This is a genomic window from Pseudomonas nicosulfuronedens, assembly GCF_005877905.1.
Lineage (GTDB): Bacteria > Pseudomonadota > Gammaproteobacteria > Pseudomonadales > Pseudomonadaceae > Pseudomonas > Pseudomonas nicosulfuronedens.
This window is the reverse complement of sequence record NZ_SWDV01000010.1, coordinates 97152-113521: the sequence shown is the minus strand read 5'-3', so window position 1 is coordinate 113521 and position 16370 is coordinate 97152. Positions and strand designations below refer to the sequence as shown.

Here is a 16370-nt window from a genome sequence, read left to right as displayed (position 1 = left end):
GGCAGGCTCGCTCCTACAGTCGTTCTAACCCTCCCGAAACCCGAGACTGCTCCATGAGCTTCACGCCGCTGATCCGCCAACTGATCGATGCCCTGCGCACCCTGCCCGGAGTGGGACAGAAGAGTGCCCAGCGCATGGCGCTGCAGCTGCTGGAGCGCGACCGCAGCGGCGGTCTGCGTCTGGCCCAGGCGCTGACCCAGGCGATGGAGGGCGTCGGACATTGCAAGCAGTGCCGCACCCTGTCGGAAGACGAGTTCTGCCCGCAATGCACCGATCCGCGCCGCGATGACAGCCTGCTGTGCGTGGTGGAAGGCCCGCTGGACGTGTTCGCCGTCGAGCAGACCGGCTACCGCGGCCGCTACTTCGTGCTCAAGGGACACCTGTCGCCGCTGGACGGCCTCGGGCCGGAAGCCATCGGCATTCCCGAGCTGGAAGCGCGGATCAAGGCCGGCCATTTCAGCGAGATCATCTTGGCCACCAACCCCACGGTGGAGGGTGAGGCGACGGCCCACTACATCGCTCAGTTGCTCGGCGGCGGCGATCTGGTGCTGTCGCGCATCGCCCATGGCGTGCCGTTGGGCGGCGAGCTTGAACTGGTGGATGGCGGCACGCTGGCCCACGCCCTGGCGGGGCGTCGGCCTATCAGCAGCTGACAGGCCAACCAGAAGGATTCGAGCAAGGCCGGAGACATTCCGGCCTTGTTGTTTCTGCGATCAACAGGCGCAAAAAAGACCTATTCCGTCAGTCCGCAGCGCTTCACCCGTCGCACCGACCAGCACCAGCCCCTCATCCAGCCAGCCGGCCACTCCGCCAATCATTTCCTTCACCGGCAAACCCAGTGCCGCGAGCTTCGCAGCAGCACGGTGCACACCGTTGCAGTGCGGCCCGGCGCAGTAGACGACGAACAGGGTGCCCGGTAGGAACTGCGCCATACGCCGCGCGTCGATCTCCCGTGTCGGCAGGTTCAGCGCGCCGGGCACATGGCCGCGGGCGAAGGCGGCGGCGTTTCGCACATCGAGCAGGACGAAATCCTGTTCGCCGTGCTGCAGGGCGTCGTTCACATCCGAGCAGTCGGTCTCGAAGGCCAGGCGATGGCTGAAGTGGGCAAGGGCGTCGGCGGGCAGGGCGGCGGGGAACTGGCTGACGAGGCTGGGCATGCTGGGGCTCCTGTGGAAGACAGGGCTACTGTAAGGCGGGGCAAAAGCCGGCTACAGTGGCGGCCTGGACAGTGATCGGAAGTTTTCTGCCAAATGCCGCGCAATCCCCTGGAAGTCGCCGTTCTCGCCTACGACGGCCTGTGCACCTTCGAATTCGGCATCGCCGTGGAGATCTTCGGCCTGCCGCGCCCCGAGTTCGAATTCCCCTGGTACAGCCACCGGGTCGTTGCCGTGGACGACGGACCGATGCGGGCATTGGGTGGCATCCGCGTGCTGGCCGACGGTGGGGTGGAGTCACTCGACACGGCGGGCACCGTCATCGTGCCGGGCTGGCGTGACCGCGACGAGGCGCCGTCCGCAGAGCTGGTGCAGGCGTTGCGCAAGGCCCATGACGAAGGCGCACGGTTACTGTCGATCTGCTCCGGGGTCTTCGTCCTCGCCGCCACGGGATTACTGGATGGCCAGCGGGCGACCACGCACTGGCGCTACGCCGAGGAGCTGGCGACGCGCTTCCCGGCCATCGAAGTCGATGCCCAGGTGCTCTATGTGGATGTCGGGCAACTGATCACCTCTGCCGGCAGCGCAGCCGGCATCGATGCCTGCCTGCACCTGGTGGCGCGGGACTTCGGCGCGCAGGTGGCCAATACCGTGGCGCGGCGGCTGGTGATGTCGCCGCAGCGCGGCGGCGGTCAGGCGCAGTTCATCCCCGCACCGGTGGCGCAGGCGCCCAGGCATGACCTCGCGGGGCTGCTGGATTGGGCCCGGCAACGGCTGCACCGGTCGATCGCCGTCGGTGAGCTGGCGAGCCGCATGGCCATGAGCGAGCGCACCTTCCTGCGCCGTTTCAGCGAGGCGACGGGGATGACGCCCAAGGCCTGGTTGCAGCACGAGCGCATGCTGCGCGCCCGCGAATTGCTGGAAAGCAGCGCCGACAGTGTGGAGCGGATAGCCGAGCAATGCGGCTTCGGCACCGTGGAAAGCTTCCGCAATGCCTTCCGGGGTGCGGCGGGCGTGGCGCCTTCGGCGTACCGCGAGCGGTTCGGGACGGCGCATCTGTCCTAGCCGATGGCAGGTGTCTCGCCTTGAAAACCAAGCAAGCGCTCGGTAAGTTTCAGTCAAATCGTCTGGAGCCTTGCCATGTCCGTGTTCGCCGAGTACTTCGATGACAGCCACCGCCTGGTTCGCGACAGCGTGCGACGCTTCGTCGAGCGTGAAATCCTCCCCCACGTCGCCGATTGGGAGGAGGCCGAGGAGTTTCCCCGCGAGCTGTACCGCAAGGCGGGCGAGGCCGGCATCCTCGGCATCGGCTATCCCGAGGCGCTGGGCGGCAGCCATGAAGGCGACCTGTTTGCCAAGGTAGCGGCCAGCGAAGAACTGATGCGCTGCGGTTCCGGCGGTCTTGTGGCCGGGTTGGGCTCGCTGGATATCGGCCTGCCGCCACTGATCAAGTGGGGCCGCCCGGAGCTGCGCGAGCGCATCGCACCGCAGGTGCTGACCGGCGAGAAGATCATGGCGCTGGCGGTCACCGAGCCGTCCGGCGGCTCCGACGTAGCCAGCCTGAAGACTCGGGCCGTGCGCGACGGCGACCACTACCGCGTGAGCGGCAGCAAGACCTTCATCACCAGCGGTGTACGCGCCGACTACTACACCGTCGCCGTGCGCACCGGCGGCGATGGCTTCGGTGGCGTCAGCCTGCTGCTGGTGGAGAAGGGCACGCCCGGTTTCACCGTGAGCCGCAAGCTGAAGAAGATGGGCTGGTGGGCATCCGACACCGCCGAGCTGTTCTTCGATGACTGCAAGGTGCCGGTGGAGAACCTTATCGGCGCGGAGAACATGGGGTTTGCCTGCATCATGGCGAACTTCCAGAGCGAGCGTCTGGCGCTGGCAATCATGGCCAACATGACCGCGCAGCTGGCGTTGGACGAGGCGCTGGCCTGGAGTCGCGAGCGTGAAGCCTTCGGCAAGCCCGTCGGCAAGTTCCAGGTGCTCAAGCACCGGCTGGCGGAGATGGCCACCCAGGTGGAAGTGTCCCGCGAGTTCACCTACCGCCAGGCGGCGAAGATGGCGGCGGGCAAGAGCGTGATCAAGGAAATCTCCATGGCCAAGAACTTCGCCACCGACGTGGCCGACCGGGTGACCTACGACGCGGTGCAGGTGCTGGGCGGCATGGGCTACATGCGCGAGAGCCTGGTGGAACGGCTGTACCGCGACAATCGCATCCTCTCCATCGGCGGCGGCACGCGAGAGATCATGAACGAGATCATCGCCAAGCAGATGGGGTTGTAGCTGCGCTGGCGGGAAGTTTTTTTGTAGGAGCGAGCTTGCTCGCGAACGCTTTCCCGCGATTCCAGTGTCAAGTGGGTTCGCGAGCAAGCTCGCTCCTACGAATAGCCGGGGCGGGCGGTGGCGGCCTGGCCGCGCCGCCAGGCCGCTGGCGGGCAGCCGTATTCACGGCGAAAGGCGCGGCTGAAGGCGGTGTCCGTCTGATAGCCGACGTCTTCGGCAATCCGCGCCAGCGGAGCGTTGCTGCCGCGCAGCAGATTGGCGGCCAGCAGCATGCGCCACTGGGTGAGGTACTGCATCGGCGGGCAGCCGACGAATTGCTGAAAACGCTCGGCCAGCACCGAGCGCGAGGTGCCCGAGCAGCGTGCCAGCTCTTCCAGGCTCCAGGCGTGAGCGGGTGACTGGTGCAGGGCGCCGAGGGCATTGCCGACGATGCGGTCGTGCAGCCCGGCCAGCCATCCGCTGCGCTCCTCACCTTGCTCCTCCATGTACAGACGCAATACTTCGATGAACAACACCTCTGCCAGCTTGGCCAGTACGCCCGCGCCGCCAGGGCGCGGCGAGCGCGCCTCGGCCAGCGCGTAGCGCACCGAGGACTCGAGCCAGGCGCCGGCCGCCGAACCCCGCACGTTGACCTTCACCAGCGCTGGCAGTCCCGCAAGCAGGAGCCTTGCCAGGCGTACGTCGCAGGCAAGGTAGCCGCACACCAGGCGAGTCGTCGCGCCACCTCCGCCATAGGCCAGCTGGCGCGGGCGACGGGCCAGGACGGCATCCAGCCGCGCGCCGGTGGCGGGTGGGACGCCGGGCTTCGAAGTCATGCGGTGGGCGTGGCCCTGGGGAAAGATCACCGCGTCACCGGCGATCAGTTTCACTGGCTCGGCCTTGCCCATCTCGACGAAGCATTCACCCTCGGTAATCAGGTGGAAGATCACCACCTGCTCGGCGCCCGGCTCCAGCAGGCCGACCACCGAATCGGCGCGCGGCGACTGGTAGCACCAGGGCGCAGTGAAGCGCGCATTGATGAAGATCGCACCGACCAGCCGCACCACCCGCAGGGTTTCGGAGAGTGCGTCCATCAGGCAGGACCGGTGTCGATGTCCAGTTGGACCGGTATGGCGTCGCGAAAGGCGGCGACCATCGGCGACAGGCGAATGGCCTCGCTGACCAGTTCCCGCAGCTGTTCGTCCGGCACCTGCGCCGCGGCGATTCGAACCTGCAGACGGGCTTGCGTGGGACCCGGCGAGGCGGGCTGGCCATCCTCCCGGCTGAGCCCCAGCAGGCCATGCACGTCGGTGATGGAACCGACCTCGGCTTCCAGCTTCTGCAGTGCGACACCGGTCTCGTTGGCCAGCATGGCGATGCGCGTCACCGCGCAGGAGGCCATGGCGGCGCGCAGCAGCCAGCCGGGGCTGATCCGCTCGCCGTCGCCGCCCAGTTCACGGGGCAGATCGGTGTGGATGACGTTGCCGTCCGGGTGTCGGGTGTGGGTCTTGCCCGCGCCTTCCCATTGCGCGATGGCGGGGGTTTCCTCCACCAGGGCAACGCCAGGTCGCTGCTGTACCAGGCGAGTCAGACGCTGCTGGGCGGCGAGGATGCTTTCCGAGCTCATGGCCGATCCCTCCGGGCGGGCATTTCTCGGATTTTGCGCGCGAAAGCGAGGCGGCAAGCGCCGGCCGGACGATCGGGCAGGGAACGCCGACGCTGGAGCAGGACGTCCTCAGGCGCCAGGAGCAGCATGAAGGTGCGGGATGTCGCGGTACCCGCACTATCCCACCCTATGGAGAGTGTCATGCCGAAGTTCGTTATCGAGCGCGAGATCCCCGGCGTCGGAGCCCTGTCCGAACGCGATTTCAAGGCCGTCGCGCAGAAGTCCTGCCAGGTGCTGAGCCAGTTGAGTCCCCAGGTGCAGTGGCTGCACAGCTACGTGGTCGCTGATCGCATCTACTGCCTGTACATCGCCCCCGATGAGGCCGCCGTGCGCGAGCACGCCCGCCTGGGCGGCTTCCCGGCCAACCGGGTGTCGCAGGTTGTCACCACCCTGGATCCGACCACTGCCGAATAAGGCGCCTCGGCGCCTGGAGAACAACAAGATGAATGCCCCTGTTGACTTCGATGCCCTGAAACAACGCCAGATGGCCACCTGGGCCAGCGGCGACTACGCCGTGATCGGTACCACCCTGCAGATCGTCGGCGAACGCCTGGCCGAGGCTTGCGACCTGCGCTGCGATGAGCGCGTGCTGGATGTGGCCGCCGGCAATGGCAATGCCACCCTGGCGGCGGCCCGCCGAGGTTGCCGGGTCGTTTCCACGGACTACGTGCCGCGGCTGCTGGAACTGGGTGCCGAGCGGGCCCGTGCCGAACACCTGGTCGTGGAATTCCGCGAGGCCGATGCCGAGGCGTTGCCTTTCGAGGCCGGCAGTTTCGATGCGGTGGTTTCCACCTTCGGCGTTATGTTTACCCCGGATCAACCCAAGGCGGCGGGTGAACTCGCGCGGGTCTGCCGTGCTGGAGGCCGCATAGGCCTGGCCAACTGGACGCCGGAAGGCTTCATCGGCCAGGTGTTCAAGGTGTTGTCGGGTTACATCCCGCCAGCGTCAGGTGTGCGTCCACCATCGGGCTGGGGGCGCGAGGAGTACCTGCACGAACTGTTCGGCGACTCGGTCAGCGAGTTGCGCGCAACCCGGCAGACCTTCAACTTCCGCTATCGCTCGGCGGCACACTTCCTGGAAGTGTTCCGCACCTGGTACGGGCCGGTACACAAGGCGTTTGCCTCGTTGCCTGAGGCGGATGCGGCAGCGCTGGAGCGTGACCTCACGCAGTTGCTGGAGCGTAGCAACCGTGCCGGTCCGGCGTCGCTGGTGATCCCCAGTGAATACCTGGAGGTGGTGGCGGTCCGCCGCTAGTTGAAAATCGGCAAGAAAAAAACGGCGCCCATCCGGGGGTAAGGGGGATGGGCGCCGGCCCGACAGGGAAAAAGGGACTCGTTGTGGCAGAGCGTTACTTGGCCTCGTAACCCTCCGCGCCCGGCTTGCGCTTGGGTTTGGGCGCAAAGCGCTTGGCCAGCTTCATGCTGCCGGTGACCACCTTCTGGTACCAGACTGGCAGCAGGCGCAGCATCACGTCGATGGCGTGGGCATCCGGACCGATCAGGATGCGCCGCGAATCGCGTTCCACGCCGCGGATGATCACCTGCGCGGCCTTCTGCGGGGTGGTGCGCAGCAGCTGGTCGTTGAACTGGGTGCGGGCAGCTTCCGCGTTCTGCCCGGTGACCTTGACCATGCTGTCGTTCATCCGCGCAGTCTTGGCGATGTTGGTCTTGATCCCGCCGGGGTGCACGCAACTGGCGGAGACGCCGCCGCGTTCCATGTCCAGTTCCTGGCGCAGCGACTCGGTGAAGCCGCGCACGGCGAACTTGGTGGCGTTGTAGGCGCTCATCCCCGGCTGGGAGAACAGGCCGAACACGCTGGATACGTTGACGATGTGGCCGTCACCGGAAGCCTTCAGGTGCGGCAGGAAGGCCTTGGTGCCGTAGACCACGCCCCAGAAGTTGATGTTGGTGATCCACTCGTACTCTTCGTAGTCGCTGGCTTCCACGGTGCCGGCATGGGCGACGCCGGCATTGTTGAACACCAGGTTGACCTTGCCGTGCTCGCGGGCGGCCTTGTCGGCCCAGGCGTGCACCTGCTCGCGGTCGGCGACGTTCACCGTATCGATGGAGACGCGCACGCCGGTGGAGGAGAGCAGCTGGCGGGTTTCTTCCAGGCCGGCGGCATTCACGTCCGCCAGGGCCAGGTGGCAGCCACGGGAGGCCAGCTCCACGGCGAGTGCGCGGCCGATGCCGGAGCCTGCGCCGGTGATGGCGGCGACCTTGTTCTCGAAGTTCTTCATGCCGGCACCTCTTCTGCGTGGCGTTGGGGTTGGACGACAGGGCTGGACAGCGGCTTGGACTTCAAATGATAGGCGCTGGGGTCGAACTGGCTGGTCAGCGCCCGGAAGCGCCAGGTGAAGCCTGGCCACAGGGTGCAGTTGCGCCCGCTCACGGGGTGCAGGTACCAGCTCTTGCAGCCGCCAGTGTTCCACACGCTGTGGTTGAGGCCGCGCTGCAGCTTCTCGTTCCAGCGCTCCTGCACTTCCTGCTTCACTTCGACGCTCTGCAGCTCGCGGCGGTCCATCAGCTTGATGGCGCCCAGCACGTAGGCGATCTGCGATTCGATCATGTAGACCATCGAGTTGTGGCCCAGGCCGGTGTTCGGGCCCATGAGGAAGAACAGGTTGGGGAAGCCACGGGTCATGGTGCCCTTGTAGGCTTCCGGGCCATTCTTCCAGGTGTCGAGCAGGTCCACGCCACCCTTGCCGAACACCACGCCGCGGGGGATCGGGTCGTTGGCGGTGAAGCCGGTGCCGAAGATGATGGCGTCCACCTGGCGCTCGCGGCCATCGCTGGTGATGATGCTGCTGGCCTTGATCTCGCGGATGCCGTCGACGATCACCGAGGCGTTGGAAGACGCCAGCGCTGGATAATAGTTGTGCGACATGAGCACGCGCTTGCAGCCGATGGTGTAGTCCGGGGTCAGCTTGCGGCGCAGGTCCGGGTCCTTCACCTGCTGGCGGATGAAGCGCTCGGCCAGCCTGCCCACCAGCTTCATCGCCCAGGGGGCGAAGGTGAAGCCCAGCACGCGGCCTTCGAGCATGCTGTAGAGCGCGCCGCGCCAGAGCTTCTGCACCGCCGGGAAGTGGCGGAAGCGCGCGCGTTCCTTCTCGCTGATGGCGCGGTCCGGCTTGGGCAGGATCCACGGCGCGGTGCGCTGGTAGAGGTCGAGCTTGGCCACCAGCGGCTGGATTTCCGGGACGAACTGGATGGCCGAGGCGCCGGTGCCGATCACCGCCACGCGCTTGCCCTTGAGGTCGTAGTCATGGTCCCACTGCTGCGAGTGGAAGGCCTTGCCCTGGAAGTTCTCCAGGCCCTTGAGCGCCGGGATCGACGGGATCGACAGGGCGCCCATGCCGGAGACCACGGCCTTGGCGGTGTAATGGTTACCGGCGGTGTCGAACAGGTGCCAGAGCTGCTGTTCGTCGTTCCATTCGAAGCGCGCCATCTCGGTGTTGAGCAGCGTCTTGTCTTCCAGGCGGTACTTCGCCCAGCACTTCTCCAGGTACGCGCGGATTTCCGGCTGGCGGGCGAACATGCGCGTCCAGTCCGGGTTCGGCTCGAAGGAGAAGGAGTAGACGTGGGATTGCACGTCGCAGGCGCAGCCCGGGTAGTTGTTGACCCGCCAGGTGCCACCGACGCCGGCGTCCTTCTCGAACAGCAGGAAGTCGTTCTCGCCTTCCTGTTTCAGGCGGATCGCCATGCCCAGCCCGGAGAACCCGGTACCGATGATGGCGACCTTGCAGTGTCTGGGGGCAGTCTTTGGTTGGGTACTCACAACCGTACTCATGGCCACGCTCCTGTTATGATTATTGCTGGCGTATACAACTGTCTACGTGGTGAAATGTAGACACCTGTATACCGCGAGAACAACCAACCTTAGGTGGGGCCGGGTAACACACTCATGGACATCGGACAGGAAGAACGGCCAACGGAAGCCGCCGGCAAGCGCGCGCTGATCGATGCGGCGCTGCGCCTGGCGGCCAGCCGGCGCAGCCTGAGCAGCCTGGGGCTGCGGGAACTGGCGCGGGAAGCGGGGCTGAACCCGAATACCTTCTACCGGCACTTCGGCGATGTGGACGATCTGGGGCTGGCGATCATCCGCGACATCGCCACCCAACTGCGCCAGCCGCTTCGTGACCTGCGCCGAGAAGCGGCCGAGCGTGCACAACCGGGGGAGGGCACGGCCAGCGTGCCTTTCGGCCTGGACCTGGAGCGCGGCCAGCGGGTGACACGGGAGACGGTGCGGCTGTTCTTCGACTTCGTGGAAGGCAACCCGCAGGCTTTCATCATTGGTGTGCGCGAGTTGCACGGGCCGTCGCCGGTGTTGCGCGAGGCGTTGGCGCGGGTGATGGACGAGTTTGGTGAGGATATGGCCGAGGACATCCGCCAGTTCCACCTGCTGCCGGACATCGACGAGAACGAGTTGAACCAGCTGTCGCGGCTGATCAGCCGGCAACTGTTCCAGCAGTCGCTGGACTACCTCGAACGCCCGCCGGAGCAGCGCGAGGAAGTCTGCGCGCTGGCCGAGCGACAAATCCTGTTGCTCTTCACCGGTGTCGCGGTGCTGCAGACCTTCGGCATGCTGGCTAGGCTCTGAATCTTTCTATTCGAGCGGAGATTGCTGCCATGTTGCCCTTGCCACTGTTCGGTGGCTGCGCCTGTGGCGCGGTGCGCTACCGGCTGGATGCCGAGCCGGAAGAGACCGGCTATTGCCATTGCCGCCTTTGCCAGAAATCCAATGCCGCGCCGGCGGTGCCCTGGGCCGTGATTCCGCTGACGGGCTTCGCTTACATCACCGGCGAGCTGGGGATGTGGCGTTCGAGCGAAGAGGGTGAGCGCCGCTTCTGCGTGAAGTGCGGCACGCCCATGGAGTTCCGTGTGCGCGATGGCGAGACGGTGGGGCTCAACACCGTGACCCTGGACGACCCGGAGCTGATCACGCCGCAGTGCCATGTCTGGTGCTCGTCGCAGTTGTCCTGGTTCGACACGGTGGATGACCTGCCGCGTCGTTCCGAGGGTTGAGCCCGCCGCTACAGGCCCAGTTGTGCCTTCAGCAGCAGGGCGTAGCCCAGCGCCATCAAGCTCCAGCCGCACAGCGGCCCGAACAGCCAGCGCCAGGGCAGGCTGCGGGGGTCGAAGCCGACCCCATGCACGAAGCCTGCGCTGACGCCGAGCATCGCCAGCATCAGCAGTCCGTGGCTGTAGCGGCCCTGGGTGTCGAGCATGGCGGCGGGGTGGATCAGCAGGACCAGCGCCAGGGGAGCCGCCAGCAGCAGCGACAGCGTGCGGCTGGCAGGATTGCGCAGCAAGGGGGCGTCAGTCGTCGTCACTGTCCAGGTCCTGGGTGGTTTCCAGCCACAGCGCGTTGATGATGCCGAAACTGCAGGCGAGCAGGACGCCAAGAATCCAGGTGAAGTACCACATGCGGTCGCTCCTTCAGTAGAGGCCGTGGGAGTTGGCTTCGATGTGCTTGCGGGTCAGGCGGCCCCACATCTTCACGTAGCCCCACAGCGTGTAGCAGAGGATCAGCGGCACGAAGATGCAGGCCACGACGAACATGATGCCCAGGGTCTTGTGGCTGGACACGGCGTCCCACACGGTGAGACTTGCCGCCAGGTTCTCGCTGGAGGGAAAGATGAAGGGGAACAGTGCGAAGCCCGCTGTGCACAGGGTGCCGATGATCGCCAGCGCGCTGCCCAGGAAGGTCAGGCCGCCGCGTCCGCCGCTGGCCGATGCCAGCGCCAGCAGGCCGCCGAGAATGCCGACGACGGGGGCGGCGATGGTCGCCGGATAAGCATGGTAGTTGGCCAACCAGCCGGCGTTGGACAGCGCGACCTCCTTGTTCAGCGGGTTCATGACCGCATTGCCGTCGATGCTCGAGAGCAGGGCGAAGCCGTTCATGCCCAGGCTGACCCAGACCCCTGCGCCGATGAAGCTCACCAGGTACACCAGTGCACACAGTTGGGCTGCACGTCGCGCCCGCTCGGCCAGTTCACCGTCGGTGCGCAGCATCAGCCAGGCGCCGCCATGCAGGCAGAGCATACTCAGGCTGACCACCCCGGCGAGCAGGGCGAAGGGGTTGAGCAAGGCGAAGAAGCTGCCGTGGTAGGACGGTCGCATCATCTCGTCGAGGGTGAAGGGCAGGCCCAGGAACAGGTTGCCGAAGGCTACGCCGAATACCAGCGCAGGGACGAAGCCGCCGACGAACAGGGCCCAGTCCCAGACATTGCGCCAGCGCTGGTTCTCCAGCTTGCTGCGGTAGTCGAAGCCGACGGGGCGGCAGAACAGGGCGAAGAGCACCAGCAGCATCGCCCAGTACAACCCGGAGAAGGCCGTGGCGTAGACCATCGGCCAGGCGGCGAAGAGGGCACCGCCGGCGGTGATGAACCAGACCTGGTTGCCGTCCCAGTGCGGGGCGATGGTGTTGATCGCCACGCGGCGTTCACTGTCGGTCTTCGCCACGAAGGGCATCAGCGCCATGGCGCCCATGTCGAAGCCATCGGTCAGGGCGAAGCCGATCAGCAGCACGCCGATCAGCACCCACCAGGTCAGTTTCAGCGTTTCGTAGTCCATGGTCGTCTCCTTACGCCGTGGCCGTGCCGGTGGCGGCATGGCCCTGCTCGAAGTGGTAGCGGCCGGTGTGCAGGCTGGACGGGCCGAGGCGGGCAAACTTGATCATCAGGTACATCTCCACCACCAGCAGCAGGCTGTAGAAGGCGATCAGCGCCAGCAGCGACCCCCATACATCGCCCGTGCTGAGACTGGAGGCGGACAGGTGCACCGGCAGCACTTCACCGATGGACCAGGGCTGTCGGCCGTGCTCGGCGACGTACCAGCCAGTCTGCGCGGCGAGCCAGGGCAGCGGCAGGCTCCACAGTGCCCACTTGAGCAGCCAGCGCTTGCGCTCTTCGTTCTTGCGCGCCGAGGCATAGAACGCACAGGCGAACAGAGCCAGCATGAGGAAGCCGCAAGCGACCATGATGCGGAAGCTGAAGAACAGGGTGAGCACATCGGGAATGGTGTCCAGGGTGGCCAGGCGGATCTGTTCCTCGCTCGCGTCCACCACGTCAGGCGTGTACTTCTTCAGGAGCAGGCCATAGCCGAGGTCGTTCTTTACCTGGTTGAACTGGGAAAGGGTGGCTTCGGACTTGTCGCCGCCACGCAGCTTCTGCAGCAGCGAATAGGCGACCATGCCGTTGCGGATGCGTGCCTCGTGCTGTACCAGCAGGTCCTTGATGCCGGTGACCTCCTTGTCCAGCGAGCGGGTGGCGATCAGGCCCAGTACATAGGGGATCTTGATCGCGTAGTCGGTGCGCTGCTCCTCCTGGTTGGGCAGGCCGATCAGGGTGAAGCCGGCCGGAGCGGGGTGGGTTTCCCATTCGGCCTCGATGGCGGCCAGCTTGGTCTTCTGCACGTCACCGATCTCGTAGCCCGACTCGTCGCCAAGGATGATTACCGAAAGGATCGAGGCCAGGCCGAAGGCCGAAGCAATGGCGAAGGAGCGCCGGGCGAAGCCCTGGTCGCGGCGCTTTAGCAGGTAGTAGCTGGAGATGGCGAGAACGAAGATCGCGCCAGTGACGTAACCGGCGGCCACGGTGTGGACGAACTTGACCTGGGCTACCGGGTTGAACAGCAGCGCGCCGAAGTCGGTCAGCTCCATACGCATGGTCTCGAAGTTGAACTCCGCGCCCACCGGGTTCTGCATCCAGCCGTTGGCGATCAGGATCCACAGCGCCGACAGGTTCGAGCCCAGCGCGACCAGCCAGGTGACGGCCAGGTGCTGGACCTTCGAGAGCCGATCCCAGCCAAAGAAGAACAGACCGATGAAGGTGGACTCGAGGAAGAACGCCATCAGTCCTTCGATGGCCAGCGGCGCGCCAAAGATGTCACCGACGTAGTGGGAGTAATAAGCCCAGTTGGTACCGAACTGGAACTCCATGGTCAGTCCGGTGGTGACCCCCAGCGCGAAGTTGATGCCGAACAGCTTGCCCCAGAACTGGGTCATGTCCTTGTACACCTGCTTGCCGGTCATCACGTAGACCGACTCCATGATCGCCAGCAGGAAGGCCAGGCCAAGCGTCAGCGGCACGAACAGGAAGTGGTACATGGCGGTCATCGCGAACTGCAGGCGCGACAGGTCGACCACGGCTTCGGAAATCATCGGGCGCTCTCCTTCTCGGCTTCGCTCGGGCGGTTGTCGCCGAGCAGGTGCTGGCTGGTGACGCGGGAGCCGTCGGCAGGGACGGTGGGTTGGTCGAACCAGACGGCCTTGATGGCCAGCAACAGGGCCAGTTTGATCAGCAGGATGATGGCCAGCTCACGGACGAGCGGGACCTTCCACGGGGAGGGGGTTTGGGCGGGCATCTAACCTCCTTGGCTCGCAATTCGAGACGTGGTTCTGCTTGAACTGCGCGTTCCATTGGGCTCCAGAAACCCTGCTCAGTGTAGTGACTGGTTGTCGCGGCGCGCGGTGAAAATGAAAAACGCCAGGCGATGCCTGGCGTTTTCCGAAATTGAGCGAGGTTTGGCGGGGTTCAGCCGGCGAAGTCCAGCTGCTCTTTCCAGCGGGATTCCAGCGCCTTGGTGTCGTGGTCGAAGGGATGGAAGCCGGGTCGGAAGTAGTCCAGCCATGGGCGGATCAGGTTGACGAAGTAACCGCGGCGGGGATGCAGCAGCACGCCCAGGCCGTGTTTCCAGCTGCGCCAGTTGAACAGCTGGCCGTCGCGGCGCAGCAGGTTGATCTGGAAGCCGGCGATGACGCCGAGGAAGATTCCGGTGGTCAGCAACATCACCGCAGTACGGGTGAAGTAGCCGCCATAGACCTGCTGGTAGACGTCGTAGGCCACCGCCTTGTGCTCGTTTTCCTCGACGGCGTGCCACATCCACAGCTTGTACATCTTGTCCGACTTCATCTGGCTGCTCAGGTCTTCACGCTTGAGCAACTGCTCGGCCATGGTCGCGGTGAAGTGTTCCAGGGCGCAGGTGATCGCCAACTGGTGTTTCTTGGTGGTGACCTTGCTGATGGACTCGAGCAGCACCTTGATGCGCAGTTCCAGGGTCTCCAGGTCGATGCCGTGCTCGTCGGCGTACTCGTTGTAGGCCGCGTGCTCCTTGGAGTGCATGGCTTCCTGGCCGATGAAGGCGCTGACGTCCTTCTGCAGTTGCGGGTCCTGGATCCGCTCGCGCACGGCGCGCACGCTGTCGACGAAGAACTTCTCGCCGTAGGGGAACAACGAGGACAGGTTGTTCATGAAGTGGGTCATGAAGGGCTGCCCGTCCCACCAGTATTTCGGCGTTTCACTGAAGCTGAAATCCATGCGGCGGACCGGGAAGTTGGCGCGAATCGGCGTGGTGCTGGCGTTCATGACTAACTCCTTGTTGTTGTGCGGGCGAACGGTGCGCGGCAGGTGCGCTGACCCGGCAAGCCCTGTCGTTAGTGCTCGATGCCACCTTCGACTGTGTCATCGGTTGATGTCATGTTCGGAGTCTTGTCGGACAATCGCCAGGTCATTTCCGGCCGTACCTGGGTCGGATCAGGCCAAAGAGGGGGCGACCAGTCGTTGGATGGGGCGTTGCCGCGAACGCCGGAAACGAAAACGGGCGCCGCAGCGCCCGTTGTCTGGAACAGCGCCGATCAGGCTTCGTCGAGGGCGAAGGCAGTCAGGCTGTAAGTGGGGATCTGTGCGTCATTGAGCTTGGTCGAACCGCCCAGCTCCGGCAGGTCGATGATTGCGGCAGCCTCGAATACGCTGGCGCCCATGCGGCGCACCAATTGGGCTGCAGCCAGCAGGGTACCGCCGGTGGCGATCAGGTCATCGAAGATCAGCACGCTGTCACCCTCGCACAGGCTGTCGGCGTGGACTTCCAGCAGGGCTTCGCCGTACTCGGTCTCGTAGGCCTGGGCCAGCACGTCGGCCGGCAGCTTGCCGCGCTTGCGGAACAGCACCAGGGGCTTGTTCAGCTCGTAGGCGATGATCGAACCGATCAGGAAGCCGCGCGCATCCATGGCGCCAATGTGGGTGAAATCGGCCTCGACATAGCGCTGGATGAAGCTGTCGGCGACGAAACGCAGGGCTCGCGGCGACTGGAACAGCGGGGTGATGTCGCGGAACATGACGCCGGGCTTGGGAAAGTCGGGAACGGCACGGATCACGGACTTCAGGTCGAGTTGGTTGAGGATCATGCTGGATGTGCACCTGATGCGGTTTTTGCAGAGGCCAAAGTATAACGGGCCCGCCGTGTGGCGAGCCCGTTTTCGATGACCGGAAAGTCAACCTATTGGTCAGCTTTCGTGTCTGTCAGCTTTCGTGTCTGTCAGCTTTCCAGCTGGCCGCCGGCCAGTGCGCACAGTTCGATGGAGTCGAGGATGTGCACTTCCTTGCCTTCGGCGGCAATCAGGCCGTTCTGCTGGAAGCGGGTGAACACGCGGGAGACGGTTTCCACCGCCAGGCCCAGGTAGTTGCCGATCTCGTTGCGCGACATCGCCAGGCGGAACTGCTGGGCGGAGAAGCCACGGGCGCGGAAGCGCGCGGAGAGGTTCACCAGGAAGGTGGCGATGCGCTCGTCGGCGGTCTTCTTCGACAGCAGCATCATCATCTGTTGGTCATCGCGGATCTCGCGGCTCATCACTCGCAGCAGCTGGCGGCGCAGTTGCGGCAGTTGCTCGGACAGCTCGTCCAGGCGTTCGAAGGGAATCTCGCAGACCGAGGTGGTTTCCAGGGCCTGGGCCGAAACCGGGTAGCTCTCGGTGTCCATGCCGGACAGACCGACCAGCTCGCTGGGCAGGTGGAAGCCGGTGATCTGCTCTTCGCCGCCGTCGGTGATGCTGAAGGTCTTCAGCGCGCCGGAGCGCACGGCGAAGACGGAGCCGAAGGCATCGCCCTGGCGGAACAGGAATTCGCCTTTCTTCAGCGGTCGGCCTCGTTTGACGATTTCATCGAGGGCGTCCATGTCGCTGTGGTTCAGCGACAGGGGCAGGCAGAGGGGAGCCAGGCTGCAATCCTTGCAGTGCGCCTGGGGCAGGGCGCGCACTTTGATGGTTTCGGCCATGAGTGTTCCTTGAGTGGGATGGCACACAAAAACCAAGGGTACCGCAGACCGCAAGTCGCGCGCCAGTTGGCGACCTGTCTGAATCGCTGCTTCCAGCGATGGGGATGAGGGTTTCGTAGGGGTTGTAGCGGTCTCGAATCCTTTCGAAAAGTACCGGTTCAGGGCTGTTTCTACACTCGGGGACCAGGGACATATCCTGTAGCAAAGGGTGCGACAGTTGGCCCCGTACC

Annotated in this window: 19 protein-coding genes and 1 pseudogene; 7 read left to right on the top strand and 13 right to left on the bottom strand. The window is 65.2% G+C overall.

Translation table 11 applies throughout. The annotated features are described in order from the left end of the window. The first annotated feature begins 53 nt into the window (after positions 1 to 53). Positions 54 to 653 carry a recombination mediator RecR gene (recR, locus tag FAS41_RS09930; RefSeq protein WP_138521721.1) on the top strand — a complete coding sequence of 200 codons (600 nt, stop codon included), beginning with the start codon at positions 54 to 56 and terminating at the stop codon, positions 651 to 653. A 60-nt stretch (positions 654 to 713) separates the two neighbouring features. Here the strand turns inward: recR and FAS41_RS09925 are convergent, their stop codons facing one another. Beyond that, complete coding sequence (locus FAS41_RS09925) at positions 714 to 1157, bottom strand: rhodanese-like domain-containing protein (RefSeq protein WP_138521719.1); 444 nt, start codon at positions 1155 to 1157, stop codon at positions 714 to 716. Positions 1158 to 1250: 93 nt separating this feature from the next. Here FAS41_RS09925 and ftrA point away from each other — a divergent pair, with 93 nt between their 5' ends. After that, positions 1251 to 2219, top strand: a complete 969-nt coding sequence (gene ftrA / locus FAS41_RS09920) for a transcriptional regulator FtrA (RefSeq protein WP_138521717.1) — start codon at positions 1251 to 1253, stop codon at positions 2217 to 2219. 75 nt (positions 2220 to 2294) lie between these two features. Continuing rightward, on the top strand, positions 2295 to 3443 hold the full coding sequence (locus tag FAS41_RS09915; protein WP_138521715.1) for an acyl-CoA dehydrogenase family protein: 1149 nt from the start codon (positions 2295 to 2297) through the stop codon (positions 3441 to 3443). Positions 3444 to 3538: 95 nt separating this feature from the next. Here the strand turns inward: FAS41_RS09915 and FAS41_RS09910 are convergent, their stop codons facing one another. Beyond that, positions 3539 to 4516, bottom strand: a complete 978-nt coding sequence (locus FAS41_RS09910) for an AraC family transcriptional regulator (RefSeq protein WP_138521713.1) — start codon at positions 4514 to 4516, stop codon at positions 3539 to 3541. After that, positions 4516 to 5049: an OsmC family protein gene (locus tag FAS41_RS09905; protein WP_138521711.1), complete on the bottom strand. Its 534-nt coding sequence runs from the start codon at positions 5047 to 5049 to the stop codon at positions 4516 to 4518. The genes FAS41_RS09910 and FAS41_RS09905 overlap by 1 nt, the downstream gene beginning before the upstream one ends. 180 nt (positions 5050 to 5229) lie before the next feature. Between FAS41_RS09905 and FAS41_RS09900 the strand changes: the two genes are divergently transcribed. Together FAS41_RS09900 and FAS41_RS09895 are read left to right on the top strand one after the other, a co-directional pair. Continuing rightward, on the top strand, positions 5230 to 5502 hold the full coding sequence (locus FAS41_RS09900) for a DUF4242 domain-containing protein (RefSeq protein ID WP_138521709.1): 273 nt from the start codon (positions 5230 to 5232) through the stop codon (positions 5500 to 5502). 28 nt (positions 5503 to 5530) lie between these two features. Continuing rightward, positions 5531 to 6343, top strand: coding sequence for a class I SAM-dependent methyltransferase (locus tag FAS41_RS09895; RefSeq protein ID WP_138521707.1), 813 nt, complete (start codon positions 5531 to 5533; stop codon positions 6341 to 6343). A 94-nt stretch (positions 6344 to 6437) separates the two neighbouring features. Here FAS41_RS09895 and FAS41_RS09890 read toward each other — a convergent pair whose 3' ends face one another. Together FAS41_RS09890 and FAS41_RS09885 are read right to left on the bottom strand one after the other, a co-directional pair. Next, positions 6438 to 7328 carry an SDR family NAD(P)-dependent oxidoreductase gene (locus tag FAS41_RS09890; protein WP_138521705.1) on the bottom strand — a complete coding sequence of 297 codons (891 nt, stop codon included), beginning with the start codon at positions 7326 to 7328 and terminating at the stop codon, positions 6438 to 6440. Next, positions 7325 to 8916, bottom strand: a pseudogene (locus FAS41_RS09885) (flavin-containing monooxygenase). The gene FAS41_RS09890 and the pseudogene FAS41_RS09885 overlap by 4 nt, the downstream one beginning before the upstream one ends. A gap of 76 nt (positions 8917 to 8992) precedes the next feature. On the opposite strand from FAS41_RS09885, the gene FAS41_RS09880 reads away from it, so the two are divergent. Both FAS41_RS09880 and FAS41_RS09875 read left to right on the top strand, forming a co-directional pair. Then, the gene (locus FAS41_RS09880) at positions 8993 to 9688 is read left to right on the top strand and encodes a TetR family transcriptional regulator (protein WP_138521701.1); all 696 of its coding nucleotides are present in this window, start codon (positions 8993 to 8995) and stop codon (positions 9686 to 9688) included. Between the two features lie 29 nt (positions 9689 to 9717). Continuing rightward, positions 9718 to 10113 carry a GFA family protein gene (locus FAS41_RS09875; RefSeq protein ID WP_138521699.1) on the top strand — a complete coding sequence of 132 codons (396 nt, stop codon included), beginning with the start codon at positions 9718 to 9720 and terminating at the stop codon, positions 10111 to 10113. An 8-nt stretch (positions 10114 to 10121) separates the two neighbouring features. Here FAS41_RS09875 and FAS41_RS09870 read toward each other — a convergent pair whose 3' ends face one another. The 8 genes from FAS41_RS09870 to anr form a co-directional block, all read right to left on the bottom strand. Next, entirely contained in the window at positions 10122 to 10421 is a 300-nt protein-coding gene (locus FAS41_RS09870; RefSeq protein ID WP_138521697.1) for a cyd operon YbgE family protein, read from the bottom strand. Further along, on the bottom strand, positions 10408 to 10515 hold the full coding sequence (cydX, locus tag FAS41_RS09865; protein WP_024763928.1) for a cytochrome bd-I oxidase subunit CydX: 108 nt from the start codon (positions 10513 to 10515) through the stop codon (positions 10408 to 10410). Before cydX ends, FAS41_RS09870 begins: the two co-directional genes overlap by 14 nt. Positions 10516 to 10527: 12 nt before the next feature. Next, on the bottom strand, positions 10528 to 11664 hold the full coding sequence (gene cydB / locus FAS41_RS09860; protein ID WP_138521695.1) for a cytochrome d ubiquinol oxidase subunit II: 1137 nt from the start codon (positions 11662 to 11664) through the stop codon (positions 10528 to 10530). Positions 11665 to 11674: 10 nt separating this feature from the next. Then, positions 11675 to 13252 (bottom strand): cytochrome ubiquinol oxidase subunit I, encoded by a 1578-nt coding sequence (locus FAS41_RS09855; RefSeq protein ID WP_138521693.1) that lies wholly within the window; start codon positions 13250 to 13252, stop codon positions 11675 to 11677. Beyond that, the gene (cydP, locus tag FAS41_RS09850; protein ID WP_138521691.1) at positions 13249 to 13455 is read right to left on the bottom strand and encodes a cytochrome oxidase putative small subunit CydP; all 207 of its coding nucleotides are present in this window, start codon (positions 13453 to 13455) and stop codon (positions 13249 to 13251) included. The genes FAS41_RS09855 and cydP overlap by 4 nt, the downstream gene beginning before the upstream one ends. 170 nt (positions 13456 to 13625) lie before the next feature. Next, positions 13626 to 14456 (bottom strand): metal-dependent hydrolase, encoded by an 831-nt coding sequence (locus FAS41_RS09845; protein ID WP_138521689.1) that lies wholly within the window; start codon positions 14454 to 14456, stop codon positions 13626 to 13628. 269 nt (positions 14457 to 14725) lie between these two features. Further along, a complete protein-coding gene (locus tag FAS41_RS09840) occupies positions 14726 to 15274 on the bottom strand; it encodes an adenine phosphoribosyltransferase (RefSeq protein WP_138521687.1) in 549 nt (182 codons plus the stop codon). A gap of 131 nt (positions 15275 to 15405) precedes the next feature. After that, positions 15406 to 16140, bottom strand: coding sequence for a transcriptional regulator Anr (gene anr / locus FAS41_RS09835; RefSeq protein ID WP_024763934.1), 735 nt, complete (start codon positions 16138 to 16140; stop codon positions 15406 to 15408). Positions 16141 to 16370: the final 230 nt, after the last annotated feature.

Excerpts from the sequence above, each read along its gene's own strand:
- recR (WP_138521721.1), top strand. The coding sequence starts at position 54 with ATGAGCTTCACGCCGCTGATCCGCCAACTGATCGATGCCCTGCGCACC.
- FAS41_RS09925 (WP_138521719.1), bottom strand. The coding sequence starts at position 1,157 with ATGCCCAGCCTCGTCAGCCAGTTCCCCGCCGCCCTGCCCGCCGACGCC.
- ftrA (WP_138521717.1), top strand. The coding sequence starts at position 1,251 with ATGCCGCGCAATCCCCTGGAAGTCGCCGTTCTCGCCTACGACGGCCTG.
- FAS41_RS09915 (WP_138521715.1), top strand. The coding sequence starts at position 2,295 with ATGTCCGTGTTCGCCGAGTACTTCGATGACAGCCACCGCCTGGTTCGC.
- FAS41_RS09910 (WP_138521713.1), bottom strand. The coding sequence starts at position 4,516 with ATGGACGCACTCTCCGAAACCCTGCGGGTGGTGCGGCTGGTCGGTGCG.
- FAS41_RS09905 (WP_138521711.1), bottom strand. The coding sequence starts at position 5,049 with ATGAGCTCGGAAAGCATCCTCGCCGCCCAGCAGCGTCTGACTCGCCTG.
- FAS41_RS09900 (WP_138521709.1), top strand. The coding sequence starts at position 5,230 with ATGCCGAAGTTCGTTATCGAGCGCGAGATCCCCGGCGTCGGAGCCCTG.
- FAS41_RS09895 (WP_138521707.1), top strand. The coding sequence starts at position 5,531 with ATGAATGCCCCTGTTGACTTCGATGCCCTGAAACAACGCCAGATGGCC.
- FAS41_RS09890 (WP_138521705.1), bottom strand. The coding sequence starts at position 7,328 with ATGAAGAACTTCGAGAACAAGGTCGCCGCCATCACCGGCGCAGGCTCC.
- FAS41_RS09880 (WP_138521701.1), top strand. The coding sequence starts at position 8,993 with ATGGACATCGGACAGGAAGAACGGCCAACGGAAGCCGCCGGCAAGCGC.
- FAS41_RS09875 (WP_138521699.1), top strand. The coding sequence starts at position 9,718 with ATGTTGCCCTTGCCACTGTTCGGTGGCTGCGCCTGTGGCGCGGTGCGC.
- cydX (WP_024763928.1), bottom strand. The coding sequence starts at position 10,515 with ATGTGGTACTTCACCTGGATTCTTGGCGTCCTGCTCGCCTGCAGTTTC.
- cydB (WP_138521695.1), bottom strand. The coding sequence starts at position 11,664 with ATGGACTACGAAACGCTGAAACTGACCTGGTGGGTGCTGATCGGCGTG.
- FAS41_RS09855 (WP_138521693.1), bottom strand. The coding sequence starts at position 13,252 with ATGATTTCCGAAGCCGTGGTCGACCTGTCGCGCCTGCAGTTCGCGATG.
- cydP (WP_138521691.1), bottom strand. The coding sequence starts at position 13,455 with ATGCCCGCCCAAACCCCCTCCCCGTGGAAGGTCCCGCTCGTCCGTGAG.
- FAS41_RS09845 (WP_138521689.1), bottom strand. The coding sequence starts at position 14,456 with ATGAACGCCAGCACCACGCCGATTCGCGCCAACTTCCCGGTCCGCCGC.
- FAS41_RS09840 (WP_138521687.1), bottom strand. The coding sequence starts at position 15,274 with ATGATCCTCAACCAACTCGACCTGAAGTCCGTGATCCGTGCCGTTCCC.
- anr (WP_024763934.1), bottom strand. The coding sequence starts at position 16,140 with ATGGCCGAAACCATCAAAGTGCGCGCCCTGCCCCAGGCGCACTGCAAG.